The sequence below is a fragment of the Massilia aurea genome, from assembly GCF_024753205.1.
Lineage (GTDB): Bacteria > Pseudomonadota > Gammaproteobacteria > Burkholderiales > Burkholderiaceae_D > Telluria > Telluria aurea.
The window spans coordinates 180500-205954 of sequence record NZ_JANUGZ010000003.1; the positions used below are offsets into that span (position 1 = coordinate 180500).

Sequence of the window (25455 nt, forward strand, 5' to 3'; positions counted from 1 at the left end):
GGCGATGAACGCCGCACCCTCGCGCTCAAGCACTTGGTAAAGGCACAATTTTTCCGATAATACATTCATCCGTGTCGGGAGCTACGCACGATTCGGGGTGCGCATGCAAGGAAGCCCGGCTCGCCGGGATGGTGAGAAGTCAGACAGTTTTTACCGGGCATGAGAATGCCGCGTCGGTCCCGCCAACATCATCTGGAAGCATGTAAACAAGGTCGTAGCTGCCATTGATGCAGCAAGAAGTTGGCTAACAACAACAAGATAGCCGGTGCAATAGCGGGTCAGCGAACGACGTGATCCGGCAGTTGGCATGGGCACTGAGGCCCTGGAAGTGTCATGGAACCTCAGCGCGCTGGTGAATATCGCCCGGCGACTGGCGTACGTCGACGCCCCACCGTCAGTCGGCGTTGCGCTTGCTGGGCGAGCGAACGAATGCGAGGATGACCAAACCAAACAGTGCGCTCAGCACTGCCGTGCCTTCGCGCCCCATGCCTGCGGAAACGCCGATGGCCGCCGTCATCCAGACACTGGCGGCCGTGGTCAGCCCCTTGATATCGTTCTGATCGCGCTGCTTGAGAATGGCGCCGGCGCCAAGGAAACCAATACCGGCCGTAACCCCCTGCAATACGCGCGACAAGTCCTGGATCGTCATCCCTGCCTGCAATGGAATCAAGACGAACAACGCCGAGCCAACTGAAACCAGCATGTGCGTGCGCAGACCGGCCGAAGCGCCCTTCGTTTCGCGCTCATAGCCAAGCAAACCACCCAGCACCGCCGCCACCAGCAAACGCACGACGATGATCGTCACATCTTCGGCATCTCCCAGATCGGAAAATTCGTGTTGAATCGTCTCCCAGCTTTCTGTCCACCACCCTTGCATGCCTCGATCCTTGATCAATGTCGTTCAAGGAAATGATGCCATCCATGCAAGAAGTGTGTCGCCACGCTGGCTCTGTTGGGCTGGTGGCAACGTAAAAGTAGAGGCTAAGGCAATGGACGTTTAGAACCAGCTTTCGCGCACGACGATCACGTCATCGACCTGGACAATGTCGCTGGCCCGGGCATCCAGCGAAACCGGCTGGCCGCCGGCAGCCCTGCGCGTGATGCGGATGCCATTGCTGCTGCCGCGCGGACTCAAGCCGCCGCCAGCCGACAAGGCTTGCTGGACCGTCATGCCGCGCTCGAGCCGGAACGGTCCCGGGCGACTGACTTCGCCGGTGATATACGCCCGCGGCGCCCGTTCGACAAAGATGATGTCGCCGCCGGCCACTTCCACATCCTTTTCGAGTTCACCCGTGCGCACCATGTCGACGACATCGATGGTCTCGCGCAGGGTCTTGCCATCGCGCATGCGCACCAGGCTGATCATGTCGCCGCCATCGCTGTGGATGCCGCCCGCCAGCGCCAGCATGTCGAGCACGCGACGGCGCCCGTCTACCGGATAGCGCCCGGGCCGGTTCACATGGCCAAGCACCGAAATCTGCTGGCTCGCCAGGGTCGTCACGAGCATATTGACCTGGGCCTGCTTGAGGTAGCCGGCCTTTTCGAGCAGGCTTGCGATGGTTTTCTCGGCCACTGCCACCGGCATGCCGCCCACGGCCACCTGCCCCAGCAACGGAAACGTGAGATGGCCGCTTTCACTGACGCGGGTCTCGATCGACAGGTCGGGGCTGCCATAAACCGACAGCTTGACCACATCCCCCGGACCCAGCAGCACTTCGGCCGCGCCGGCCATGCACATGCCCAGCATTAACGCCAGACCCGCTATCCCTATGACGACACGCTTCATGATTCCTCCAGCATCGGTGATCATTGCAACGGGGCGGTAAGTCACACGCCCAACATGCCATTCGATGCGTCAGCAACCCATCGGTTCCGCCAAAACGCCGCTGGCCTGATTGCGTTAGCGCCAGCGCAATCAATGCGCGTTTTCCCGCAAAAAACCATCAACCTCACGTCAACAGAATCGTCATCAGAACAACACATTGGCGCTGACCTGCACCACGTTTGCATCGAACTTGCCAATGCCGAGCCCGGATGCGGTACGCGCCTGATGGACAACTGCGGCAACGACCTTCACCCCGGGCCGGGCCTGCCACACGGCGCGCACGCTGGCCGAACGGATCGCGTCGCGCAGCGCATCGGCGCCGGCAAAGTCGCCCCGCCCCGTGTAGCTGCGCCGCTCGTAGGTCGCGCCGGCCTCGAGCGCCAGCCTGGCGCTGGCCGCCCAATTGACGCCAATGCTGCCCCCCTTGTTGAGCGTGTAACTGACGAACGGGCTTTCAATGGGCGCAAATTCGCGCCACACGCCCGCCTGATAGCTGATCTGGCCGCGCGGCGTGCAGAACGCATTGATGCGGCCGTTGATGCCGCTCGTGACGCCTTCGCCGTACGACGGCTGCTCGCGCCGCACATAGCCGGCCAGGCCCTGCACCGTGGTCGAGCCGGTGGCGAGCCAGTTCACGCGCAGCTTGAGTTCGTCCTGGGTAAAATCGTCGGTCAGGACAGTACTGATGGCAGGTCGCCGGTACGGATAACTGCCCTTGATGCGGCGTGCGACCAGGCCCAGCGCGCTGCCGCCCCTGGGCTGGTACAGCAGCTCGGTCTCGAATGCTTTTTCGGTGCGGTTGTTGAAGCGCTGGATCGCCAGGTCGTAGCTTGCCTTGTCACGCTCGGCGCCTGCGCGCAGTTTCCAGCTCGGGTGCAGCTGCCAACCGGCATCGAATGCCTGACGACGCTGACGGCGCAGGTTGCGCTGGTCACTGTTGAAATCGGTGTACGGCGCGAGTGTCCGGATATCGAGTGCCTCGACACGGCCGTCGAACTGGGTGCCGAGGTGCCAGAACCACGTCGCTTGCAGGTCGTGGCCCGTGTAGTCGAGCTGCCTGAAACGATCGAAGGCGGTCTTCGACACCTTGGCCGTGGCAGCAATGCGCTGATGGCTGATGTGTTGGTCGAGCGCCACACCCGCTTCGAATGTGCGGTAGCTGTCGCTGCGCCCACCGACGAACGCGGGCGCCCCATCGGCCTGGCGCAGGAGATTGTCGTCGTGGGCCCAGCCGATGCCGGCGAGCAGTTGGAGCCCTTCAGTTGCCGGCGTGGGCGCCGCGCCTGCAGGAACGCACCAGAGGGCGCCGGCGCACAGCGCGACCGGGGAAAGGCGATGCAACGCTGAAGGGGCTGGCATGGTCGTCGTCTTCCACGGGTCGTACTACCGGAGGAATCACCAGAATTGCCAGCCCCCTGTGTAGACGACCCAGACGCCCAGCAACCCATTCGTGACAGCGTGGGCCAGGATGGGCGACCACAGGTTGCGGTGCCTCATATACAACACGCCATAGGCCACGCCGGCCACAATACCGGCCAGCCACAGCGTGTGTTCAAAGCCGAACAGCACGCATGGGATCACGAACGCCTTGAAACCGATACGCGCAGGATCAACGAGTCTGAAGTTGGCGTGTTCGACCCAGCGCATCATGAACGAGCGCCAGAACAATTCTTCCATGACGGGCACGACCAGCGCCGCGCCAGCAATACGCAGCGTCACCATCAGCCAGTCGATCTCGCCATGCGTGCGGGGATCGTAGCCGGGCGAGCTGCCGAGCGTCATCCAGGGCAGCGTCAGATTGACCCATAACACCAGCACGATGATGCCGACGACCATGGCAACGAGCGTGTGCGAGAGCCGCAAGCCAAACCGGTGCAGCTCGTCGTACTGGCGCCAGAACACGGCCAGCAGCGCCACCACGGCGCCGGCCTGCACGGGATACAGCCAGCGCAGGTCGGCGCGGCTCATGCCCATGCGCTCGAGCAAATCGCCAATCACCATGAACAGGATATAGGTGCCGAATGGCAGGATCCGCGCCCAGGCGGCGCGGGTGAGGAAGGGTTCGTCGGCCGCCGGGGCCGCAGTTCCGGCGCCGGGGCCGGGACCGGCTGGCCGGGCGGCGTGCGATTCGTTGTTGTCGATCATGAGAAGTCGCTCCGCCCGGCCATTGCCCGCCCCTGTTGGATTACACGCCGCGCGAGCGCGCTTCGATCGTTTCCCAGCGCTCGAGCGCATCGAGCAGCAAGTCTTCGATTTCGGCAAAGCGCGCATTGATGCGCTTGGCGTCGGCCGGGTTCTGCTTGTAGAAGTCCGGGCCATTGAGCTGGGCCGTGATCGCCGACTGTTCATCTTCCAGCGTCGCGATCAGCTTCGGCAACTCTTCCAGCTCACGCTGCTCCTTGTAGCTCAGCTTGACCTTCTTGGCGGCCGGGGCCGCCGTATCGTCCGCCTTCGGTGCGCTGGTCTTGACCGGCGCCTGGACCACCGGCGTTGCCGCCTTGACGCGTTCCCAGTCGGTATAACCACCGACGAATTCGCGCCACTTGCCGGCGCCTTCGGCCACGATCACTTGCGTGACGACGTTGTCGAGGAAGGTGCGGTCGTGGCTGACCAGGAACACGGTGCCCGTGTATTCCTCGAGCAGTTCTTCGAGCAGCTCGAGCGTGTCGATGTCCAGATCGTTGGTCGGCTCATCGAGCACGAGGCAATTGGCCGGCTTGGCGAACAGGCGCGCCAGCAGCAGGCGGTTGCGCTCGCCACCGGAGAGCGACTTGACCGGCGAACGTGCGCGTTCCGGCGAGAACAGGAAGTCGTTTAGGTAGGTCATCACGTGACGGCGCTGGCCATTGATTTCCACCCAGTCGCTGCCCGGCGCAATGGTGTCGGCCAGGCTGGCTTCTTCATTGAGCTGGGTGCGCATCTGGTCGAAGTACGCGACGTTGAGCTTGGTGCCCAGACGGACCTTGCCGCTGTCGGCCGTTTCTTCGCCCAGGATGATTTTGAGCAGCGTCGTCTTGCCGGCGCCGTTCGGTCCGATCAGGCCGACCTTGTCGCCGCGCATCAGCGTGCCCGTGAAGTTGTCGACGATGACCTTGTCGCCATACATCTTCGAGATGTTCTCGAGATCGGCAACGATCTTGCCCGACCGTTCGCCCGTGGCGACGTCGAGCTTGATCTGGCCCTGCTGGTCGCGGCGCACCGCGCGCTGCGAACGCAGTGCTTCCAGGCGGCGCACGCGGCCTTCGTCGCGGGTGCGGCGTGCCTGCACGCCCTTGCGGATCCACACTTCTTCTTGCGCCAGGAATTTGTCGAACTTGGCGTTTTCGACTTCTTCATTGGCCAGCAGCTCTTGCTTGCGCGCCTGATAAGTCGTGAAGTTGCCCGGGAACGACAGCAGACGGCCGCGGTCGAGTTCAATGATGCGGGTAGCAACGTTGTCCAGGAAACTACGATCGTGGGTAATGAACAGGACCGAGCCACGGAATTCGCGCAGCAGGCTCTCGAGCCACTTGATCGACGTGAAGTCCAGGTGGTTGGTCGGCTCATCGAGCAGCAGGACATCTGGCGCCGAGACCAGTGCCACGGCCAGCGCGACGCGCTTTTGCATACCGCCCGAGAGCGTGCCCATCAGGGCGTCGCCCGACAGGTTCAGGCGGTCGAGCGTGGTCTCGACCTTGTGCGCCAGGTTCCAGCCATCGTTTGCGTCGAGCTTGGTCTGGATCACATGCATGCGCTCCATCAGCGCGTCGTCGTCGCCCTGGCCGAACTTGCCGGTCAGTTCTTCGTATTCGGTCAGCATCGCCTGCTGGTCGCCCATGCCGCCGGCGACGACGGCAAACACCGTCATGCTCAGGTCAAACACCGGTTCCTGCTCGACATAGGCGATGGTGACGCCCTGCTGCATGACCAGCAAGCCATCGTCCAGGCGCGAGCGGCCCGAGATGACTTTCAGGAGCGAGGATTTGCCGGTGCCGTTGCGGCCGATGAGGCCGACACGTTCGCCGGTCTCAAGGGAAAAATCAGCGTGGTCGAGCAGCGGCACGTGGCCGAAAGCAAGTTGAGCGGAACTAATGGAGATGACAGCCATGATCGGTATGCGTTTCGTCGCGCGAAAAATTTTTGGCGCGGGGGGAAAAGGTGCGTTGATTGATTAAGGGGCACATTGTACCGACTGCCGGCCATGAACCTGCATTTCTATTTCGATCCCGGCTATAATTGCAACCGGTTCACGGTACCAGCCCGCCCTGCGGGGCCTGCCCGCCGGACTGCAGGCTTGCCCTGCTTCGCGCCGTCAGCACCTGGCGGCGCGGGCGTCCTCCCCGTAGCACAATGGATAGTGCACATGCCTCCTAAGCGTGGGATACTGGTTCGATTCCAGTCGGGGGGACCAGCTACACCCCGTCATCCACCCGCAAACTGCGCTTCATGGTCGACAACAACGCGATCATCGTCGCCTTGTCCTCCGCCGCCACGTCGGCCAGCATTTCCTCGATCCAGCGCTCATGCACCGCCGCCATCTCATCGAACGCCGCGCGCCCCGCTGATGTCAGCTTGACGGCCGATGCACGGCGATCGTTCACATCCTGCACCCGCACCACGAGCTGCTCGCGCTCGAGCTGATCGGTGATCCCCGTGATATTGCCGCCGGTGACCATCATGCGCTTGGACAGTTCCCCCATGCGCAGGCCGTCCGGATGTCGCTGGAGCTGCGCCATCAGGTCAAAGCGCGGCAGCGTGATGTCGAACGTCGTGCGCAGGCGGCTGCGGATTTCGTTCTCGATGCGCGTCGTGCACGACAGCATGCGCAGCCAAAGGCGCAGCGATTGGTGATGTTCGTCCGTCAGGCGGCTTTCCATGTCCAGCTCGGCTGCCCCGCCCATCGCTGGGTCTTGTTCACGTCCATCCACTTCCTGCATGCTGTCCTCAATCTGCGTTCGTGCGTAATTTAAAGCGTTGTAGTTTACCGGTTTCGGTGCGAGGCAGTTTTTCCTTGAACAAAATGGCCCTGGGGTACTTGTACGGCGCGATCTGCGCCTTCACGAATTCCTGCAATTCGCATGCCAGCTCGTCCGACCCCACCTGCCCTGCGCGCAGCACGACATGGGCCTCGACCACCTGGCCGCGTTCGGGGTCGAGCCGCCCCACGACGGCGCATTCGGCCACCGCCGGATGGTGCAGCAGCGCTTCTTCGACTTCGGCGCCGGCGATGTTGTAGCCGGCCGAGATGATCATGTCGTCGGTCCGCGAGCGGTAGTAGAAATAGCCGTCGGCGTCCATTTCGTAGGCGTCGCCCGTGATGTTCCAGCCACCCTGCACGTAATCGCCCTGGCGCTCGTCGTCCAGATAGCGGCAACCGGTGGGGCCTTTCACGGCCAGGCGCCCGATCACGCCCGGGCCGACAGGTACGCCGTCGGCATCGAGGATGCAGGCCTGGTAGCCCGGCACCGGCTTGCCGGTCGCGCCTGACCGGATGGCTGCGCCCGCGCTGGCGATGAAAATGTGCAGCAGTTCGGTCGCACCGATCCCGTCGATCATCGCCAGCCCGGTGGCTGACTGCCAGGCCTCGCGCGTGGCCAGCGGCAGCGGCTCGCCAGCCGACACGCTGGCGCGCAGGCTGGTCAGGTCGAAACGATCCGCCTGCGCCGCCATCAGGCGATAAAAGGTCGGCGCCGTGAAGCACACGGTGGCGCGGTAGTCGGCGATGGCCGCCAGCAGCGCCTCGGGGCTCAGGCGTTCGAGCAACACACCCGCGCCACCAACGCGCATCGGAAACAGCAGCAGACCGCCCAGCCCGAACGTGAACGCCAGCGGCGGCGTGCCGATGAAGATATCGTCGGCGCATGCCTCCAGCATGTGGCGCGGGAAGCAGTCGCAGATGGCCAGCACGTCGCGGTGAAAATGCATGGTCCCTTTCGGGATGCCGGTGGTGCCGGACGTGAAACTGATCAGGCAGACGTCGTCGCGCGCGGTGTCGGCGGCGATGAACGGGGCGTCGTGGCGGGCCATCCGTGCCTCCAGCCCATCGGGTGCCTCGGGCGCCGGCGCACCGAACACCAGGACCGGCACCTCCAGGCCAAGCGTATCGATTTCGTCCACCAGACCGTCGGCGCACAGCACCGCGTTGATGCGCGCCTTGTCGGCGATGGCGCGCAGCTCGCGCGCGCGCAGCAGCGGCATGGTGGGCAGCACGATGCAGCCGGCCTTGATCACGCCCAGGATGCAGGCCGCCATCATCGGGCAGTTCGCGCCGCGCAGCAGCACGCGGCTGCCGGTGGCCAGCCCGAGATCGTGGCGCAGCACGTGGGCGATGCGGTCGACCTGCGCCAGTAGTTCAGCATAGTTCAAGCGCTCACGCGCGCCGATCAGCGCCGTGCGCGTGCCCCAGCCGCGCGCGATGGCGCCATCGAGCAGCGCGCTCGCACAGTTCAGGCGCTCCGGGTACTGCAGCTCGGGCAGGTCGAACAGGAAGTCGGGCCAGGTGGCGGGCGGTGGCAAGTGTGCACGCGCGAAGCCATCGGTGTGGCCGGAGGGGCACAGCGCTGCACTGGTGACGTCGTTCATGGCGTGATCCCCGGCTAACAACGAAGCAGTCGACCGGCAGCGCCGGTCAGGCAACACCCGCGGGATACTGTAAGTCCAAAGTACACCGGCAGCAAGGAACTTTGGCGGGCAGGCAGGCCATCAGCATCATGCACGGGCCGCGCGCTCGATCTGGCGCATTACCGCCCCCTGCGCCTGCGCCAGGCCGGCCGCCAGCGGCGCGCGCTCGAGCGCTTCGGCGGCGCCGTGCAGACCGAGCATGCTGCAGCCGGCGCGCAGGCGTGCAAGCTGCTGCGCGCCCTCGGCGCCTTCGGCCAGGCCGGCCTGCGCCGCCTGCAACTGGCGCGCCAGGCCATCGAGATACAGGCGCAGACGCTCGACGTCGATGCCGAGCCGGCGCACCACGGCGGCCGGAGCCTCGTCGTTCGCGTCGTTCGCATCGGCCGGCGGAAGCAGGCGCTCGAACTGGACGCGCACGTCGTCGTGGCGGAACGGCTTGACGATGTAGCCGCTGGCGCCGGCCTGCGCTGCCTCGTCCATCGTGGCGCTGTCGGACGCCGCCGACACCAGCACGAACGGCAGCGACGCCAGCAACGGGTGGTGACGCACGCGCTGCAGCAGTTCGAGGCCGGACAGGTGCGGCATGCGCAGGTCGCAGAACACGATGTCGGGCCGCAGGCCCGCTTCGAGCTGGCGCCAGGCATCGGCGCCGTCGTCCGCTTCGACGATCGCATGGCTGCCGCAGCTGTCCACCAGATGCATCAGCATCATGCGCGCCACCACGTCATCGTCGACCACCAGCACGTTCATCACGTCTCCACCAGATTCGTCAGAACCTGCATTATAAGCAGGTGTCAGGACGGGGCGCCCGTTTCGAAGGTATCCAGGAAGCTGGCCAGGACCGGCAGGCCCGCGCGCAGGCGCTGCGCATCGCGCCCGTCGGCGGCGGCTTCCAGTTCGGCGCACAGTGTTTCCAGCGCCGGCTCGGCGAGATAGGTGGCGCTGCCACGCAGCCCGTGCAGGATCCGGCCGGCGGCCTCGAAATCGTCGCCTGCCAGCGCGGCGTCCAGCTCGGCGCGCCGGCGCGGCAGGTCGTTGCAGAATGCAGCGCGCAGGCGCAGCCCCAGATTGTCGGCGCGGGCGACGGGCGGGGTCGGCGCCGCCACGCCGAACAGCGCGTCGAGGACAGCAGGAGAAGGTGCGGCCGGCGCAGGTGCGGCCGGCGCAGGTGCAGCCGGCGTAGGTGCCGCCGGTGCAGGTTCAGGTACAGGCCCGTCCTCGATCAGCGGCAGGACAAACCCGCGCTGCAGCTGGCGTTCGATCGCGCGCGCCAGTTGCAAGTGCAGCGCCGCTTCGTCGATCGGCTTGGTCAAGAACGCGTCCATGCCGCAGGCCAGGTAGCGCGCGCGGTCTTCGCCGCTGGCGTTGGCGGTGAGCGCCACGATCATCACGTGCTGGTCGAGCACCGGCGCGTCGTGCGGGCCGCCGGCGCGGATCAGGCGCGTGGCGCTGGCGCCGTCCATCTCGGGCATGCGGCCGTCCATCAGGATCAGGTCGTAGCGCTTGCGGGCACACGCCGCCACCGCTTCGACGCCGTTGTCGACGATGTCGATCGCATGCCCCATCTCCTCAACCATCAGGCGCGCGATAATCTGGTTGGTCGGGAAATCCTCGGCGCACAGGATCGCCAGTCGGTGGCTGTGCGGCGCGCGCGTCACGTGCGGGATATGGGCCGGCGGGGCGCCGTCGCGCAACGGCAGCAGCACGGAGAACACGCTGCCCTCGCCTTCGACGCTGCTCACGCCGATCGTCCCGCCCATCAGCTCGACCAGCTGACGGCAGATCGCCAGGCCCAGCCCCGTGCCGCCGTAGCGGCGCGTGGTGGTGGTGTCGGCCTGCTCGAATTTCTGGAACAGGCGCGGCAAGGCCGCGGCCGGGATGCCGATGCCGGTATCGCGCACCGTGAAGCGGATCATGTGGGGGTTGCCCGCCTCACGCTGCTCGCCAGGCCGGCATTCGACATGGATCGTCACGCCGCCCGTGTTGGTGAATTTGAACGCATTGCCCAACAAGTTGACCAGCACCTGGCGCACGCGGGTCGGATCGCCCGCCACGTAGCGCGGCACGTTGTCGTCGACCAGCACCGAAAACGCCAGGTCCAGCATGGCCGCCTGCTCGTCGAACAGGCTGGCCACATTGCGTACCTTGGCGTGCAGGTCGAAATCAATCCGTTCCAGGGTCAGCTTGCCTGCCTCGATCTTGGAAAAGTCGAGCAGGTCGTTGATGATCCCCAGCAGGGCCTGGGCATTGGCCTGGCCGCGCAGGATCTGCTCGCGCGTGTTATCGCGCAGCGCCAGATCGCGCAGCGCAAAGCCCAGCATGCCGATCACGCCGGCCAGCGGCGTACGCATCTCGTGGCTCATATTGGCCAGAAAGTCCGACTTCTGGCGCGTCGCATCCTCGGCGCGCTCCTTGGCTTGGCGCAGCACTTCCTCGTTGTCCTGCAAGGCGCGATAGGCGCGCGCCAGCTCGTTGCTCTGGTGGCGGCCGCGCCGCTCCTGCTCACGCAATTCCTCTGTCTGGAGCTCCAGCATGCGGTTCTGTTGCTCGACCTGCTCGGTGCGCGCGCTCACCTGGTGCTCGAGGCGCTCCTTCTGGTGGCGCAGGCTCGCAAAGCGGATGCGCATGCCCAGATAGATCGCACCGCAGGTCAGGATGATCATACCGATCCGGAACCATGCAGTGCCCCACGGCGGCGGCTCGATCGTGATCGCCAGCGCGGCCACGTCTTCGCTCCAGACATCGTCCTTGTTGGCCGCGCGCACCCGGAACACATAGGTGCCCGGATCGAGATTGGTGTAAGTGGCAAAACGCTTGTCGGCGCCGGCATTGACCCAGCCCGCATCGAAACCATCGAGGCGGTAGGCGAAGCGGTTGCGCTCGGGCGCGGCGTAATGCAGCGCCGCGAATTCGACCGTGATCACGGCGGCGTCGGACGGCAGCGTAATGGCGCTCGCATGCTCGATCGGCCCCGGCAACAGGCCCGAAAAGACCTTTTCGACCGGCTGGTTGAACACCTGCAGCCCGGTAATCGTCGGGCGCGGCGGAATACGGTTGTCGTGGATCGCGCGCGGATCGAACGCGGTCAGGCCATTGAAGCCGCCGAAATACAGCGTGCCGTCGGTTGTCCTCACCGCCGCCGTGTCGAAGAACGCGCCTTCGCTGATGCCGTCGGCGGCCGTGTAGCTGCGCCAGCGCCCGCTGGCCGGGTCGAAGCTCGAGATGCCGCTCGACGTGCTGGTCCAGATGCGCCCGTCCGCATCTTCCAGGATGGCCGACACCGAGTCGTCGACCAGGCCGTCGCGCGTCGTGTAGCGCGTGAAGCTCAGGGCGCCATCCGGTCCCGTGACCATGCGGTTCAGGCCCACGCCGGTGCCGATCCAGATGTCGCCGCGACTGTCCTCGAACAGCGACTGCACTTCGTTGTGGCTGAGACTATTCGGGTCGAACGGATCGTGGCGGAAGTGGCGGAACCGCCCGCTGGCGCGATCGAGCAATTCCAGGCCCGACACCGTGCCGACCCAGAAACGCCCGCGGCGGTCTTCCAGCATCGGCCGCACGGTGTCATCCGTCAGGCTGGTCGCCTTGCCCGGATCGTGCCGCAGACTCGTCACCGCGCGTGTGCCGGCCGCCATCCGCTGGATGCCGCCGCGCGTGCCGATCCAGATCACGTCATCACGATCGACCAGCATCGAGCGCACCTGGTTGGCGTCGGCATCGCCCGGCAGCAGGTAGCGCCGGAAGCGCCGCGTGACCGGGTCGAAGCTCGTCACACCCGAGCGGCTGCCGATCCACAAGAGGCCAGCGCGATCGCGCACGATGGCCGCTGCCGGCACGTCGATCAGGCTGTTGGGATTGTCCTTCTGGTGCCGGTACACGTCGGCCTTGCCGGTGGCCGGATCGAACCGGTGCAGCGCGGTGGATGAACCGAGCCACAGATGGTCGCCGTCCTGCAGCAGCGCGCGGATCTTGTTGTCGGCCAGCGAATGGGGCTCGCCGGGCCGCCCGACGATGCGGGCAAAACCGCCGCCACCCAGGTCGACGCGCGACACGCCCCCGTACCAGGTGCCGGCCCAGAACGTACCGACGTCGTCGCGATACAGCGCCGAGACAAAATTGTCGCCCAGGCTGTGGCGATCGGCGACTTCGTGGCGGAACGTGTCGAAGCGGTCGCCCTGCAGACGCCAGCGATACAGGCCATCGTCGTGCGTGCCCACCCACACCGTGCCATCAGCATCCTGGCGCAGGGTCGTGATCCATTCGTTGCCGACGCCGTCGCCCGCCCCGAAGCGGCGTAGCGCGCCCTTGCCCGGTCCACCCTGGCCGTGGCGTTCGAGTCCGCCGTAACGGCCCACCCAGAGCCGCTGCTGGCTGTCGACCAGCAGCGCGTGCACCGGGAGTGCACGCCCGGACAGGTCCGACCCATGGTGCTCGACGCGCTGGCGGTCCGCGCTCAAGCTGTCCAGGCCTGCCGCGCTGCCGATCCAGAGGCGCCCGTCACCGCCCAGCGCCAGCGCCTGGATCCCGTCGTCGCGCAGCGTGCGCGGGTCGTTCGGGACGTGGTGCCAGACGGTGAACTTGCCGGTGTCGATGTCGAAATACTGCAGCCCGTCGGCGGTGCCGATCCACAGGCCGTCCTGGCCATCGCTGATCATCGTCTTGATCTGGCGGTTGCCGGCGCCGCGCCGCGCCGGCTCGTTGGGCGCGTACAGCGTGAAGCTGCGGGTGGCCGGGTCGTAGCGATTCAGGCCGCCGTCGGTGCCCACCCACATGCGTCCTTGGCGATCGAGCAGCATCGCGCGCACCCAGTTGCTGGCCAGGCTGCGCGGGTTGCCGATCTCGGTGCGGTAATTGACGAACCGGTAACCGTCATAGCGCGACAGGCCGGACTGGGTGCCGAACCACATGAAGCCGTCCGCATCCTGCAGGATCGACAGCACCGACTCCTGCGCCAGGCCGTGCTGCACCGACAGGTGCTCGAAGCGCAAGGTCGGTTCGGGCGCCGCAGCGCGCGCCAGGGGTGCGCACAGCGCGGTCAGCGCCAGTAGCATCAGGAGCAGGAACGTGCGCAGCATCGTCACGCCGCGCGCAAGGCCAGCACGTCGCTGCTTTGCCAGGCGTGCAGAATCCCGCCCCGGCAGGCGTCGCGCGCACCATCTTCTGTCACGCCCGGTCTGGTTTTCTGTTTGTTCGTCACGCCAGCAGGTTAGCAAATTCTACTTGTCTTGAGGCAAATATGGGATGGAAATGGCAAGAATTTGTCGCAGATTGTCGCTTGTGTGCCCCAGTCACTCCGAATATTCGACTCTGCCTGCGTGGTCTTGTGACACGCCAAAAACCGCTTTGTCGAACCGCGCCAGACTCCAAGCTCAATTCACTTTCCGGGGGCATTATGGCACGCGATGTGTATTTGCAAATCGACGGCACCAAAGGGAAGGTGCGGTGGCAGTACCGCCAGCAGAAAATAAGTGGCGGCGGGGGCGGCTCGACTGTCGATGAATGGAATCTGGCGCAAAACAGAACTGCGTAGGTATTACTATGCCTCTCGATATTCAACGATACACAGCGCATTTGCGCACCAAAGCAAAAGATACGAGTCAGAAAAGGTGCGCTCAATTTGTTCGTGAAGCACTTGCTGCCGGCGGTGCCTCCACGCACGGCATCCATCCAATCCATGCAAAAGACTGGGGACCCACACTACTGCGGCTTGGCTTTCATCCTTTGAAGGTCGAGAACTCAGACGCTTTTATTCCGTTGAAAGGCGACGTCGTGGTTATTCAGCCATATCCAAAAGGGAATGTCTCCGGACATATCGCTGCGTACGATGGACGAATCTGGATCTGCGACTTCAAACAGCGCGACTTTTGGTCAGGTCCAACTTACAGAAAGCTAAGGCCCCCGCATGTCTTCTATCGCCCTTAAGCAATACATTGCCGCAGCAATGCTCGTTACCGCCTGCGGCGCTCTCTGCGCACAAGATCCACCGAGCATTCTTGAAGACCCGCTTCTCGACTTGCGATATGAGCGCGCCAAGGTTCGGTTCGAGTCGTGGCCTTCCAAATTAGTCAACGACTGTCCGGTCCTGGCCGACGATGAGTATCGTCAAGGTGTATGGTTTGTTTTCGCGAAATCCGGCGATGCCTCTGGCTGGACCTATTATCTTCTCAATGGATATGATGTTCGGAAAAAGTCTGGTTCCACCAATCTGCTTGAATATTCGACTGGTGGCCATGGATTGATCGTGATGGTCCGGGGTCCGGAATGCCTGGTCATTGATAACGATGCCAGAGAAACATTCAGGAGTCCGGTTTTCAATGAGGAATATCCCCAGGATATACACCAGAGGCTGGCAATCGATTTCGCCGCTCGGCTGTCCTCGGCCTTCGGCGGAAAAGAGAAGCTCCGGGCGCAAATTCTGAAGCAGCGCGTGGATCTCGACATGCTGCCCGACGAGCTTCGCCATGCATTCAGGGACTTGCGCCTGCCAAAATAGAGATCGCCAACTCGCTGGCGTTGGCGCCTTTTTCCAAGCCCGTCAGATAGTCGATCAGATCCGGAATCAACGAATAGCGAGACTGCTGCCATGTCGTCCAACACGATCAAGCCACTTGTTTGCGCCATCCTGTTCAGTACTTTGAGCGGATTGCTGTGCGCCCAACCCCTGCCACGCATTCTGGAAGATCCCGTCCTTCGCCTTCGGTATGAACCCGCCACAATCCATTTCGCGCCCTTCCCGTCAACATTACGCAACGATTGCCCGGCGCTGGACGAAGGCGGACATCCACATCGCACCTTCTTTATTTTTGCCAGCACCAGCGACGCCTCCGGCCGGGTCTACTACCTGCTCAATGGCTATGAGGTTCTGCAGCGCGTCGACGATATGCGCTTCCCGCGCTATATCACCGACGAATATGCACCGATCGTCATGCTGCAACATCAAGCGTGCGTCATTATCGATCACGAAGGCCCCTACCGACTGGCCGCTGACGACTTCACCGAGGAATACTCGCGCGACATTCAACAGCGTCTCATGATCGACTATGCAAACCGGCTTATTGCTGCGTATGGCGGCAAGGACAAGCTCCGGATCGAACTCCTGAATCAATACGTCGACATGGACACGCTGCCGGAAGCACTTCGGTACGCATTCCGGAATCTGCATCTCATAAAATAAAAAAGCCGGCCATTCGAGCCGGCTTGCATTCCAGGGATACCTCAATCGCCCCTGGCAACACCTTCGCGCCGCGGATCGGCGCCGCCGAACCACATCGGCACCCCTTTCACCATCACACGTTCGATACCGTGCAGGCCCGATGTTTGCTCGCTGACCCGGATCGCGTGGCCCCGCGCGCGCAGCACGTCGAGTGTGGCGTCGGGAAAGCGGCCCCGTTCCAGCTCAGTAGGACCGTTGCGGCTGCCAAAGTTCGGCAGCGCGATCGCCTGCTGCACGTTCAGGTCCCAGTCGAGCGTGCCCACCAGCACCTTGGCCACATAATTGATGATGGCCGGACCGCCCGGCGAGCCGATGGCGAGCACCAGCTTGCCACTGGCGCGGTCGAACACGATCGTCGGCGACATGGCGCTGCGCGGCCGCTTGTTCGCTTCGACGCGGTTGGCCACCGGGCCATCGGCGTCGCGCGCGCTGAACGAGAAGTCGGTCAACTGGTTATTCAACATGAAGCCATCGACCATCTGGCGCGAACCGAACGCGTCTTCGATCGTCGTCGTCATGGCCAGGCCGGCGCCATTGCCGTCCACAACCGACATGTGCGAGGTCGATGGCGTCTCGATCGCGTTATCGGTGCCCCACGCAACCTCCATCCCCGGCGGCGTACCGGCTTTGGCCTCGCCCATCGAGCGCGCACCTACCAATTTGGCGCGCGCCGTCAGGTAGCCCTTGTCGATCAGGCTCGGGATGCCACGGCCCGGCAGCGGCACGAAGTCGGCGTCGGCGGCGTAGCGGTTGCGGTCGGCGTAAGCCAGGCGCCCTACTTCCGAGAACACGTGCACGGCGTCTGCGCCCGGCACGCCGTCTTTCGGCGCGAGCGCCTTCATGTCGAAGGTCTCGAACATGCCCAGCATCTGCGCCACGGCGATCCCGCCCGACGACGGCGGCGGCATGCCGCACACGGTGTAGGCGCGGTAGTCGCTGCAGACCGGCGTGCGGACCTTGGGGCGGTAATCGGCGATGTCCCTGGCCGTCAGCAGCCCCGGATTGGTCGGGTGCGCGGCCACTTTGGCTGCGATGTCGCGCGCGAAGCGGCCCGTGTAGAACACGTCGGCGCCGCCGGCGGCGATCTCGCGCAGCGTGGCGGCCAGCGCCGGGTTCTTCAGCACGTGGCCAACCGGCCATGGCTTGCCGGCCGCGTCATAAAAGTAGGCGGCGGCAACCGGGTCCTTGATCAGGAAGGTCTCGCCAGCGAGCATCTTGTGCATGCGCGGGCTGACCTTGAAGCCTTCTTCGGACAGGCGGATCGCCGGGGCGAACAGCGCCTTCCACGGCAGCTTGCCGTGCTGGCGGTGCGCCAGTTCGAGCATGCGCAGCACGCCCGGCGCGCCGACCGAACGGCCGCCGACCACGCCTTCGGTGCGCGACAGCGGCGTCCCGTCGGGCCGTTCGAACAGGTGCTCGTCGGCCTTGCTCGGCGCGGTTTCACGGCCATCGAACGCCTGCGTCTGCTTACCGTCGTAATGGACCATGAACGCGCCACCGCCGATGCCCGACGATTGCGGCTCGACCAGCGTCAGCACCAGCTGCGTGGCAATGGCCGCGTCGATCGCGGCCCCGCCCTGGCGCAGGATCTGATAACCGGCCTCGACCGCCAGCGGGTTGGCGGCGGTGACCATGTACTTCTTGGCCTGCCAGCCATTTTTCTCGGTGTAGCCAGTCGCCGCTTCGGGCGCGGCCTGCAGTGAATCCTGGGCCCACAGGGGCGTGGTCGTCGCGCCGGCCAATGCCAGGGCGAGCGCAAGCTTGCTGAGTGTGTTCAAACGGTTCTCCAAAATAGCAAACGGGCGCGTGACCTTAGGCCAGGCGCCCGACATCGAAGACATGCTACAGCATCTTCGAAATGCTTTCAGGACACGTCCCCGAAGAGCTACTTTGGTTGCATGCGGATTGCACCATCCAGACGGATCGTCTCGCCGTTGAGCATCACGTTTTCGATAATGGCGCGGGCCAGGTGGGCGAACTCCGTCGGCAGGCCCAGGCGCGGTGGGAACGGCACCATCTTGCCCAGCGAATCGCGGACCTCTTGCGGCATGTTCATCAGCATCGGCGTCTCGAAAATACCTGGCGCGATCGTCATCACGCGGATGCCGTTGCGCGACAGGTCGCGCGCCATCGGCAGCGTCAGACCGGCCACGGCCGCCTTGGACGATGCGTAAGCCGCCTGCCCCATCTGGCCGTCGAAAGCCGCGACCGATGCGGTATTGATAATGATGCCGCGCTCGCCGTGCTCGGCCGGCTCGGTCTTGCCCATGGCCTCGGCGGCCAGGCGCGCCATATTGAAGGTGCCGACCAGATTGATGTTCACGGCGCGCTGGAACACGTCAAGCGGATGCGCGCCATCCTTGCCGACGGTCTTGACGGCCGGCGCGACGCCGGCGCAGTTAACCAGGCCGCGCAGCGTGCCCAGCCCAACTGCCGCATCAACGACGGCTTGTGCGTCGGCTTCCTGGGTGACGTCACAGCGAACAAATTGACCCTTCAACTCTTCGGCCAGAGCCTGGCCTGCTTCGGCCTGGACGTCAGCGATGACGACGGTCGCGCCATTCGCGGCGAGCATGCGCGCGGTGGCCGCGCCAAGACCTGACGCGCCGCCGGTGACAATGAAAACGTTATCCTGGATGTGCATGGTTGTCCCTTGTGAAAATTCTTGTACCGCTATTTTGCCCGGCTTTAACGTTTACGTAAACGTAAAGTAGGCGCATCAAGAATGTTCGGGATGACGCGCGCGATCAGTTCAGAAGCACTGCACCGTGGTGCCGCTGCGATTGCACAGGCGACCGGCGCTGTTGACGCTCGAACTGCCGACAGCGCCGGCCGTGGTGGCGCCGGTGGTGTCGGTGCAGGTTGCGCCGATGCACGGGGCAACCTGGCTGGTCGTTGGCACGACTGGCGTCGGCGCGCTCGTGGCTGGAGGGACAACCGTTGGGGCATTCGGCGACGCCAGGCGCCCTGCACTATCGATCTGCTGCTGGACCGAACGACGGGCGACTGGTTGCACGCCCTGCTCCTGCTGGGTCTTCGGTGCTGGCGTTGGCTGTGGACGCACGTTCTGCGGCGCCGGATGCGTGGCCGGGTCGATGTCCTTCAGGCGCGATGGCTCCTGGCGGCCCGTGGCTTTTTCTTCCTGCGTTTTCGGCTGCATGTCGATCGGCGCGGCCGGCGTCGAGGTTTGCTGGCCGTCGAGGGATGGACGGTATGTCTCGCCCGTGGCGGGCTGACCCTGGGTAGCACCTGTCGTCTGGGCGCCGGCACTGGCAGCGGCGAGTGCCAGCAGCATGGCGAGGATGGTGTTGTTCTTGTTCATGGGAGACCTCTCAGGGTTGTAGACAGATAACTTATTATCGTCTTGCCAACCCGCACACGGCGCACGGGAAACAATTGCTCACAATTGTACGGCGTAATGAGGATCACAGGCCCGGAATGCAGCGATCCCGCGCAGGCAGGGCCGGCGCGGGATCGCTGAGGTAGTACTGGACGGAAAACTTACTCGGCCAGCGCTGCAAACGCGTTGTCACGCACCTGCTCGACCGGGCCGACGCCCGAGATGCGGCGGTATTTCGGCGCGCCTGGCAGGCCCGACTCGGCCCACTTGCCGTAGTAACCGAGCAGCACCTTGGTCTGGTTGTGATACACCTCGAGGCGTTTCGAGACAGTTTCTGCCTTGTCGTCGTCGCGCTGGATTAGCGGCTCGCCCGTGATGTCATCGGTATCGTCGACTTTTGGCGGGTTGAACTTGACGTGGTACACGCGGCCCGACGCAGCGTGCGAGCGGCGGCCGGTCATGCGCTCAAGGATCATGTCGTCAGGGACATCGATCTCGAGCACGTAATCGATGTTCACGCCGCTGTCCTTCATCGCTTCGGCCTGCGCGATGGTGCGCGGGAAGCCGTCGAACAGATAGCCGTTCTGGCAGTCTGCGTCCTTCAGGCGCTCTTTGACCAAGCCGATGATGATATCGTCCGACACGAGTTGGCCGGCATCCATCACTTTTTTGGCGGCGAGGCCCAGTTCAGTCCCTGCCTTGATCGCCGCGCGCAGCATGTCGCCGGTCGAGATTTGGGGGATGCCGAACTTTTCCTTGATGAAGTTGGCCTGGGTGCCCTTGCCGGCACCGGGTGCTCCTAACAGAATGAGACGCATGAGTTTCCTGAGATTCTAGAAAATAGAGAAAAGTAAAATGGCGGATACGGTGATCTTTTTGATATTGCGCAGACTTCATTGAGACGGAAGTTACCACAAAAGTTGGCGTAAAAGCCAGCCGCAAGCCGTTGCAGCGAGGATATTTGATCCTGCGCAGACGGCCCGGCTATACCCTTGTGGCGTGCGTCAAGACGTGTAGTGCAGGCGTACCCGCGCCAGATCGTCGGGCGTGTCGACGCCCGCTGGCGGTGCGCTGTCGGTGATGTGCACGGCGATCGGCACACCGTGCCACAGCACGCGCAACTGCTCCAGGGCCTCGATCGACTCGAGCGGCGACACGGCCATGGCCGGATACGCCTGCAGGAACGCATTGCTGTAGGCATACAGACCAATGTGACGCAGCGGCGCATAGCCCGCAGGCAGCGACTCGAGCGTCTGGGCAAATGCGTCGCGGTGCCAGGGAATGGTGGCGCGCGAGAAATACAGTGCGCGCCCGTGCTTGTCGAGCACGACCTTGACGACGTTCGGATTGAACACGTCGGCCGCATCGAGGATCGGATGCGCGCACGTGGCCATCGGCACGTCGGCGCTGATCCGGGCGGCGCAGGCCGCCAGCAGGCGCGGGTCGATCAATGGTTCGTCGCCCTGCAGGTTGACGACGACGTCATCGGGCGCCAGGCCCAGCACGTGCGCCACTTCGGCGATGCGGTCGGTGCCCGACGGGTGATCGGCGCGCGTGAGCACGGCGCTGACGCCATGCTCGGCGCAGGCAGCGGCAATGTCGGCGTGGTCGGTGGCGACGATGATCCGGGTCGCACCCGATTCACGCGCCCGCTCGGCCACCCGCACCACCATCGGCTTGCCGCCCAGGTCGGCCAGCGGCTTGTTCGGCAGGCGCGTCGACGCCAGGCGCGCCGGGATGATGACGGTAAAGTTCATGCAGGCCGATCAGACAGGCTCGATCTTGCGCGCCTGGTCGGCCCACATGATCGGGATGCCGTCGCGGATCGGATAGGCGAGGCGGTCGGCGCGACAGGTCAGCTCCTGCGCCTTCTTGTCGAGTTCGAGCGGACCCTTGCACAACGGGCAGACCAGGATATCAAGCAGGCGAGCGTCCACGACATTTCTCCACGATTTGTTCAGCCAGCGCAGGGTCGAGCTGCGCCGTCACAGGCACGACCCACAAGCGCGGATCGTCCTTCAGATGTTCAATTTGCCGACATTTTACTGCATCCTTCTCGGTGATCAGAATGATCTCGGCGTCCAGAGCGGCGAACGGGTCGTCCAGGAAGTCGTGATGGTCGGGCAAGGCCAGTTCGCCAGGGGCCAGGCCAGCCGCGCGCAGCATCGCGAAGAAGCGCCCCGGATTGCCGATGCCGGCTGCGGCAACGATGCGTTTGGCGCGCAGATCGGCCAGCGGCACGCGCTCCCCGCCATGCAGCGGTTCGGCGTACTGGCCCGACAGCAGCATGCGGTACGGCGCGCCGCCCACCGCCCGGGCCAGCGCTGGCGTAATCTCGGGGACATTGACCACCGTGAAATCACGGCGGCGCGACGGCGGCTCGCGCAGCGGCCCAGCCGGCAGCAGCCAGCCATTGCCCACGCCGCGCCCGTCGAACAGGATGATCTCGATGTCGCGCGCCAGCGCATAGTGCTGCAGGCCATCGTCGGTGATGAGCACGTCGACGTCCGGGTGCGCCGCCAGCAGCGCCCTGCCCGCCTCGGCGCGCTCTCGGCCAATGACAACCGGGCAGCCGGTGCGCTGGGCAATCAGGAGCGGCTCGTCGCCCACGACGCGCGGATCGGACGCGGGCGTGACGGCGCGCGGCGCGCCATCCTTGCCAGCATCGCCACCATGGCCGCGCGAGATGATGCCCGGCTGCATGCCGGCCGCGCGCAGGGCCTCGGCCAGCCAGATCGTCAGCGGGGTCTTGCCGGTGCCGCCAATAAAGATGTTGCCGACAACGATGACGGGAACAGGCAACCGCGCCGACTTTTTGACGCCGGACTGGAACAGCCGGCGGCGCACGGCGGCCAGCGCCCCGAACAGCAGCGCTACTGGCAGCAGCGCGACGGCAAGCGGGCCGCGCCGCAGCCACGCGCGGGTCAGGGTCGATTCGAGGGAAGAAGCCATACGGGAGGATGCCGGCCCGCTTGACGCGGGCCGGTGAGGTTACTTGCCGGTGCCGGTCTGGGCCGCGAAGGTGAGCTTGTCGTAGCCGGCCACACGCGCTGCTTCCAGCACATTGATCACCATCTGGTGCATCGCGAACTGGTCGGCATTGACGATGACGACCGGGCTGGCCACCACCTGGCCGTCCGGCGTGCGCGCCGCCGTTTTCATGTCCTGCGCCAGGCCTGCCACGCTGGTGAATGCCACGGGCGTGTTATTGACCGTGTAGTTGCCCTTGGCGTCGACCGTGACATTGATCTCGAACGGCTTTTGCGCCTGCTTTTCGGCCTCGGCCGTCGGCAAGGTGATCTGCAGTTCGGTGAACTTGCTGTAGGTGGTCGAGACCATCAAGAAGATCAGGACCACGAGCAGCACGTCGATGAAGGGGATCAGATTGATCTCCGGATCCTCGCGCTTGCGGCCACGGCGAAAATCCATCATTTGCGGGCACCGTGAACGACGTCGACAAATTTCACAGCCTGCAGTTCCATGTCGACGATGTAGGTATCGACCAGATTGCGGAAGTGACGGTAGGCGACCAGTGCCGGCATGGCGATGGCCAGGCCGAAACCGGTGTTGTACAGCGCCACCGAGATACCGTGCGCCAGTTGCGCCGGGTTATTGCCGCCGGTCGGGGCCGAGGCACCGAAGATCTCGATCATGCCGACCACCGTGCCGAACAGGCCCATCAGCGGCGCGAGCGAGGCGATGGTGCCGAGCGTGGTCAGGAAACGTTCGAGGTTCTGGGCCACACCGCGGCCAGCTTCCTCGATCGACTCCTTCATCACGTCGCGTGGCGCGTCGACGTTACGCAGTGCAGCCGCCAACACGGTGCCCAGAGGCGAATTCTGTTCCAGCTTATTGATGACGTCCGGCGTGGCCTTGCCCGTGTGGTGCACACGGATGACTTCATCGAGCAGGTTGCGTGGGAGGATTTTCTCGCGGCGCAGCGTGATCAGGCGTTCGACGATGAGGGCGACGGCAACGATCGACGCGAACAGCAGGAACCAGATAGGCCAGCCTGCGGCTTGAAAAATGGCGAGCAAGAGATACTCCTGAGAGGATAAAAGTCAATCCGGCAATGTAGCAAGTTGGCAGCGAAGCGGCAAGTAGAGTTCTGCACACCTTCTGTGGATAAAATTGTGCGCAAGGCGCGCGACACGACCCAAGCACGTTGATTTCAAAGGGCTTTCTGCGCCTGCGCAAGAAAATGGCAGTCTCATGACTCGGTGCCATCATGCAATGACACCATGGTTTTTTCGACAACGCTCCTGCTGGCGCGTGTAGTTGCAAACACATTCTGTGGACAAAATTGTGCGCAAGGCCCCTGAACAACACCTAAGCTATTGATTTCAAAGGATTTCGATTGCGCGCCTGTTTTGGAGGCAGTGTCGCACCGGTTTGCCGAGCGCGTATGGCTGTGTAGTTCCACACACTTATTGTGGACAAAAGTGTGCGCAAGACGTCGCTTGTGACACTAAGCTATTGATTTTAATCAGCAAACTTGCAACGCTTAAAATTTGAGCATATGGCCTGAATCACCCCTGAAACACGCCGTATTCCCTACTACTGCCATGTTTATTCGGCCTCTGCGCCGGTTGTTCACAGAATATTCGCCCTGTGCACACTTTATGTGGATAAGAGTGTGAGGAAGCTTCAAGTTAGGGGTCTAAGTCATTGATTTCATTAACAACCAATCCTACTGCTTTAAAATTGAGCAGGTCGTCGGTATCAACCTGGTGCAGTCGCATCGACACTTTCCCGCTGAAAAATCCGTCGCGCTGCGAAAAAAGGTGTGCACAGATTCTGTGGACAACTTTGTGATCAAGCTTGCTGCAACGGCCCTAAGTCATTGTTTTGTAATAAATCTACCTCCCCTGCCCAATCCGCGCGCAGCGTCATGTCTTGTGAATGAGTTCCCCACAGTTTGTGTGGATAAACCGCCCTCAAACGACATCATCAACCCTGCAACCTATTGATTTCATAAGCATTTCAATAGATTGCATTGAAAAGCAGCAATAATCAACGTTCACTGAGCTGATTGCCATCGAGCCTGAACGCGGCGCGGGGGCAGCTATAATCGCTCCTCTCCGATTTTTCGCGACCGACCATGTTCCCGACCAGCGACGCCGACTCCGCCTACACGCCCCCTGCCGTTCTGAGCGTCACCGCGCTGAACCAGCAAGTGGCGCGCCTGCTCGAGCGTACTTTCCCACTGACCTGGATCGGCGGCGAAATTTCCAATTTCACGCGCGCGGCGTCGGGTCACTGGTATTTCACGCTCAAGGACGACGCAGCCCAAGTGCGCGCCGTGATGTTCCGTGGCCGCGCGCAGTCGGCCGGCTTCATCCCGCGCGAAGGCGACAAGGTCGAAGTGCGCGCCCTCGTGACGCTGTACGGCGCGCGCGGCGACTACCAGATCAATGTCGAGGCGATCCGCCGTGCTGGCGTCGGCCAGTTGTACGAGGCATTCCTGCGCCTGAAGGAAAAGCTGGCCGCGCAGGGAATGTTCGACGCCGATCGCAAACGCCCGCTGCCCCTGTTCCCGCGCAGCATCGGCATTGTCACGAGCCCCGGCGCCGCAGCGCTGCGCGACGTGCTCACGGCCCTGCGCCGGCGCGCGCCCCATGTGCGCGTGGTGCTCTACCCCACTCCGGTCCAGGGCCAGTTCGCTGCCGACAAGATTGCCGAGGCGATCATGACGGCATCGCGCCGGGGCGAAGTCGATGTGCTGCTGGTGTGCCGCGGTGGCGGCTCGATCGAAGACCTGTGGAGTTTTAACGAAGAATGCGTGGCGCGTGCGATCGATGCCTGCGCCATTCCCGTCGTATCGGGCGTGGGCCACGAAACCGACGTGACCATCGCCGACTTCGCCGCCGACGTGCGCGCCGCGACGCCGACCGCCGCCGCCGAGCTGGCCGCCACGCCCCGCGCCGACTGGCTCGCATCGCTCCACGGCGACGCGCTCGACCTGCAGCGCGCGATGGACCGCCGCCTGTCGGACGCCAGCCAGGGCCTGGATAACCTGAGCCGTCGCCTGCTGAGCCCGTCAGCGCAGATCGGCCACCAGCGCCTGAAACTGCTGGCACTGGCCACGGCCATGACGCATGCCGTCAAGCTGCCCATCAACCGCCAGGGACTGGTGCTGGCGCAACTGCAGCAACGGTGGAGCCGGCACCGGCCTGACATGCGCGCATTGCGGGCGCATTTGGCGTCGGATGGCCGCCACCTGCACACCAGCCTGCGCAACAACCTCAAGGGCCGCCGCGATGCGTTGATGGGTCTGGCGGCACAGCTTGAACTGCTCAACCCCCAACGCACGCTTGAGCGCGGCTACGCCATCGTGCGCGACGGCAAGGGCCAGATCGTGCGCGACCCGGCGCAGATCCACGCGCGCGACACCTTGCGCATCCGCCTGGCCGATGGCAGCGCTGAGGTCGGCGTGGCACAGGTGCAGAGCGTGCTCGAGTAACGAATCCTGTCTGG

Annotated in this window: 22 protein-coding genes and 1 tRNA gene; 5 read left to right on the plus strand and 18 right to left on the minus strand. The window is 64.1% G+C overall.

Going from position 1 to position 25455, the window contains the following annotated elements; all coding sequences use genetic code 11:
• Window positions 1-394: 394 nt before the first annotated feature.
• The 5 genes from NX775_RS11455 to NX775_RS11475 form a co-directional block, all read right to left on the minus strand.
• Window positions 395-877, minus strand: a complete 483-nt coding sequence (locus NX775_RS11455) for an MgtC/SapB family protein (protein ID WP_258836136.1) — start codon at window positions 875-877, stop codon at window positions 395-397.
• A gap of 120 nt (window positions 878-997) precedes the next feature.
• Window positions 998-1786 (minus strand): polysaccharide export protein EpsE, encoded by a 789-nt coding sequence (gene epsE / locus NX775_RS11460; protein ID WP_258836137.1) that lies wholly within the window; start codon window positions 1784-1786, stop codon window positions 998-1000.
• A 183-nt stretch (window positions 1787-1969) separates the two neighbouring features.
• The gene (epsL, locus tag NX775_RS11465; protein WP_258836138.1) at window positions 1970-3184 is read right to left on the minus strand and encodes an XrtB/PEP-CTERM-associated polysaccharide biosynthesis outer membrane protein EpsL; all 1215 of its coding nucleotides are present in this window, start codon (window positions 3182-3184) and stop codon (window positions 1970-1972) included.
• Between the two features lie 36 nt (window positions 3185-3220).
• The gene (locus tag NX775_RS11470) at window positions 3221-3970 is read right to left on the minus strand and encodes a CAAX prenyl protease-related protein (protein ID WP_258836139.1); all 750 of its coding nucleotides are present in this window, start codon (window positions 3968-3970) and stop codon (window positions 3221-3223) included.
• 40 nt (window positions 3971-4010) lie between these two features.
• On the minus strand, window positions 4011-5912 hold the full coding sequence (locus NX775_RS11475; protein ID WP_183550195.1) for an ATP-binding cassette domain-containing protein: 1902 nt from the start codon (window positions 5910-5912) through the stop codon (window positions 4011-4013).
• 228 nt (window positions 5913-6140) lie between these two features.
• On the opposite strand from NX775_RS11475, the gene NX775_RS11480 reads away from it, so the two are divergent.
• Window positions 6141-6215: transfer RNA gene (locus tag NX775_RS11480), tRNA-Arg, on the plus strand.
• A gap of 1 nt (window position 6216) precedes the next feature.
• On the opposite strand, the gene NX775_RS11485 is transcribed toward NX775_RS11480, so the two are convergent.
• The 4 genes from NX775_RS11485 to NX775_RS11500 all read right to left on the minus strand — a co-directional run bounded on the left by NX775_RS11485 (window position 6217) and on the right by NX775_RS11500 (window position 13500).
• Window positions 6217-6741 (minus strand): MarR family winged helix-turn-helix transcriptional regulator, encoded by a 525-nt coding sequence (locus NX775_RS11485; RefSeq protein WP_258836140.1) that lies wholly within the window; start codon window positions 6739-6741, stop codon window positions 6217-6219.
• 7 nt (window positions 6742-6748) lie between these two features.
• Window positions 6749-8386, minus strand: coding sequence for an AMP-binding protein (locus tag NX775_RS11490; RefSeq protein ID WP_258836141.1), 1638 nt, complete (start codon window positions 8384-8386; stop codon window positions 6749-6751).
• A gap of 126 nt (window positions 8387-8512) precedes the next feature.
• Window positions 8513-9175 (minus strand): response regulator, encoded by a 663-nt coding sequence (locus tag NX775_RS11495; protein ID WP_258836142.1) that lies wholly within the window; start codon window positions 9173-9175, stop codon window positions 8513-8515.
• 44 nt (window positions 9176-9219) lie between these two features.
• On the minus strand, window positions 9220-13500 hold the full coding sequence (locus NX775_RS11500; protein ID WP_258836143.1) for a hybrid sensor histidine kinase/response regulator: 4281 nt from the start codon (window positions 13498-13500) through the stop codon (window positions 9220-9222).
• A 463-nt stretch (window positions 13501-13963) separates the two neighbouring features.
• Between NX775_RS11500 and NX775_RS11505 the strand changes: the two genes are divergently transcribed.
• The 3 genes from NX775_RS11505 (at window position 13964) to NX775_RS11515 (ending at window position 15599) form a co-directional block, all read left to right on the plus strand.
• Window positions 13964-14347, plus strand: a complete 384-nt coding sequence (locus tag NX775_RS11505; RefSeq protein WP_258836144.1) for a hypothetical protein — start codon at window positions 13964-13966, stop codon at window positions 14345-14347.
• Entirely contained in the window at window positions 14328-14918 is a 591-nt protein-coding gene (locus tag NX775_RS11510; RefSeq protein WP_258836145.1) for a hypothetical protein, read from the plus strand. The genes NX775_RS11505 and NX775_RS11510 overlap by 20 nt, the downstream gene beginning before the upstream one ends.
• A 90-nt stretch (window positions 14919-15008) precedes the next feature.
• Window positions 15009-15599 carry a hypothetical protein gene (locus tag NX775_RS11515; RefSeq protein WP_258836146.1) on the plus strand — a complete coding sequence of 197 codons (591 nt, stop codon included), beginning with the start codon at window positions 15009-15011 and terminating at the stop codon, window positions 15597-15599.
• 41 nt (window positions 15600-15640) lie between these two features.
• Here the strand turns inward: NX775_RS11515 and ggt are convergent, their stop codons facing one another.
• From ggt to NX775_RS11560, 9 genes are all read right to left on the minus strand, one after another.
• A complete protein-coding gene (gene ggt, locus NX775_RS11520) occupies window positions 15641-17416 on the minus strand; it encodes a gamma-glutamyltransferase (RefSeq protein ID WP_258836147.1) in 1776 nt (591 codons plus the stop codon).
• A 107-nt stretch (window positions 17417-17523) separates the two neighbouring features.
• A complete protein-coding gene (locus NX775_RS11525; RefSeq protein ID WP_258836148.1) occupies window positions 17524-18282 on the minus strand; it encodes a 3-hydroxyacyl-CoA dehydrogenase in 759 nt (252 codons plus the stop codon).
• 108 nt (window positions 18283-18390) lie between these two features.
• Window positions 18391-18960, minus strand: coding sequence for a hypothetical protein (locus NX775_RS11530; RefSeq protein WP_258836149.1), 570 nt, complete (start codon window positions 18958-18960; stop codon window positions 18391-18393).
• A gap of 179 nt (window positions 18961-19139) precedes the next feature.
• Entirely contained in the window at window positions 19140-19796 is a 657-nt protein-coding gene (gene adk / locus NX775_RS11535; RefSeq protein ID WP_258836150.1) for an adenylate kinase, read from the minus strand.
• Between the two features lie 186 nt (window positions 19797-19982).
• Window positions 19983-20735 (minus strand): 3-deoxy-manno-octulosonate cytidylyltransferase, encoded by a 753-nt coding sequence (gene kdsB / locus NX775_RS11540; RefSeq protein WP_258836151.1) that lies wholly within the window; start codon window positions 20733-20735, stop codon window positions 19983-19985.
• 9 nt (window positions 20736-20744) lie between these two features.
• Window positions 20745-20915: a Trm112 family protein gene (locus NX775_RS11545; protein WP_183550164.1), complete on the minus strand. Its 171-nt coding sequence runs from the start codon at window positions 20913-20915 to the stop codon at window positions 20745-20747.
• Window positions 20896-21930, minus strand: coding sequence for a tetraacyldisaccharide 4'-kinase (gene lpxK, locus NX775_RS11550; protein ID WP_258836152.1), 1035 nt, complete (start codon window positions 21928-21930; stop codon window positions 20896-20898). Before lpxK ends, NX775_RS11545 begins: the two co-directional genes overlap by 20 nt.
• Before the next feature lie 39 nt (window positions 21931-21969).
• Window positions 21970-22407: an ExbD/TolR family protein gene (locus tag NX775_RS11555; protein WP_183553496.1), complete on the minus strand. Its 438-nt coding sequence runs from the start codon at window positions 22405-22407 to the stop codon at window positions 21970-21972.
• Window positions 22407-23015: a MotA/TolQ/ExbB proton channel family protein gene (locus NX775_RS11560; protein WP_183550160.1), complete on the minus strand. Its 609-nt coding sequence runs from the start codon at window positions 23013-23015 to the stop codon at window positions 22407-22409. Before NX775_RS11560 ends, NX775_RS11555 begins: the two co-directional genes overlap by 1 nt.
• Window positions 23016-24079: 1064 nt before the next feature.
• Between NX775_RS11560 and xseA the strand changes: the two genes are divergently transcribed.
• On the plus strand, window positions 24080-25441 hold the full coding sequence (gene xseA / locus NX775_RS11565) for an exodeoxyribonuclease VII large subunit (RefSeq protein WP_258836153.1): 1362 nt from the start codon (window positions 24080-24082) through the stop codon (window positions 25439-25441).
• Window positions 25442-25455: the final 14 nt, after the last annotated feature.

Coding starts and splice junctions, on each gene's coding strand:
- NX775_RS11475 (WP_183550195.1), bottom strand. CDS start 5,912: ATGGCTGTCATCTCCATTAGTTCCGCTCAACTTGCTTTCGGCCACGTG.
- xseA (WP_258836153.1), top strand. CDS start 24,080: ATGTTCCCGACCAGCGACGCCGACTCCGCCTACACGCCCCCTGCCGTT.
- epsE (WP_258836137.1), bottom strand. CDS start 1,786: ATGAAGCGTGTCGTCATAGGGATAGCGGGTCTGGCGTTAATGCTGGGC.
- NX775_RS11515 (WP_258836146.1), top strand. CDS start 15,009: ATGTCGTCCAACACGATCAAGCCACTTGTTTGCGCCATCCTGTTCAGT.
- epsL (WP_258836138.1), bottom strand. CDS start 3,184: ATGCCAGCCCCTTCAGCGTTGCATCGCCTTTCCCCGGTCGCGCTGTGC.
- NX775_RS11530 (WP_258836149.1), bottom strand. CDS start 18,960: ATGAACAAGAACAACACCATCCTCGCCATGCTGCTGGCACTCGCCGCT.
- NX775_RS11455 (WP_258836136.1), bottom strand. CDS start 877: ATGCAAGGGTGGTGGACAGAAAGCTGGGAGACGATTCAACACGAATTT.
- NX775_RS11495 (WP_258836142.1), bottom strand. CDS start 9,175: ATGAACGTGCTGGTGGTCGACGATGACGTGGTGGCGCGCATGATGCTG.
- NX775_RS11525 (WP_258836148.1), bottom strand. CDS start 18,282: ATGCACATCCAGGATAACGTTTTCATTGTCACCGGCGGCGCGTCAGGT.
- NX775_RS11470 (WP_258836139.1), bottom strand. CDS start 3,970: ATGATCGACAACAACGAATCGCACGCCGCCCGGCCAGCCGGTCCCGGC.
- kdsB (WP_258836151.1), bottom strand. CDS start 20,735: ATGAACTTTACCGTCATCATCCCGGCGCGCCTGGCGTCGACGCGCCTG.
- NX775_RS11490 (WP_258836141.1), bottom strand. CDS start 8,386: ATGAACGACGTCACCAGTGCAGCGCTGTGCCCCTCCGGCCACACCGAT.
- adk (WP_258836150.1), bottom strand. CDS start 19,796: ATGCGTCTCATTCTGTTAGGAGCACCCGGTGCCGGCAAGGGCACCCAG.
- NX775_RS11555 (WP_183553496.1), bottom strand. CDS start 22,407: ATGGATTTTCGCCGTGGCCGCAAGCGCGAGGATCCGGAGATCAATCTG.
- NX775_RS11485 (WP_258836140.1), bottom strand. CDS start 6,741: ATGCAGGAAGTGGATGGACGTGAACAAGACCCAGCGATGGGCGGGGCA.
- NX775_RS11505 (WP_258836144.1), top strand. CDS start 13,964: ATGCCTCTCGATATTCAACGATACACAGCGCATTTGCGCACCAAAGCA.
- NX775_RS11510 (WP_258836145.1), top strand. CDS start 14,328: ATGTCTTCTATCGCCCTTAAGCAATACATTGCCGCAGCAATGCTCGTT.
- lpxK (WP_258836152.1), bottom strand. CDS start 21,930: ATGGCTTCTTCCCTCGAATCGACCCTGACCCGCGCGTGGCTGCGGCGC.
- NX775_RS11500 (WP_258836143.1), bottom strand. CDS start 13,500: ATGCTGCGCACGTTCCTGCTCCTGATGCTACTGGCGCTGACCGCGCTG.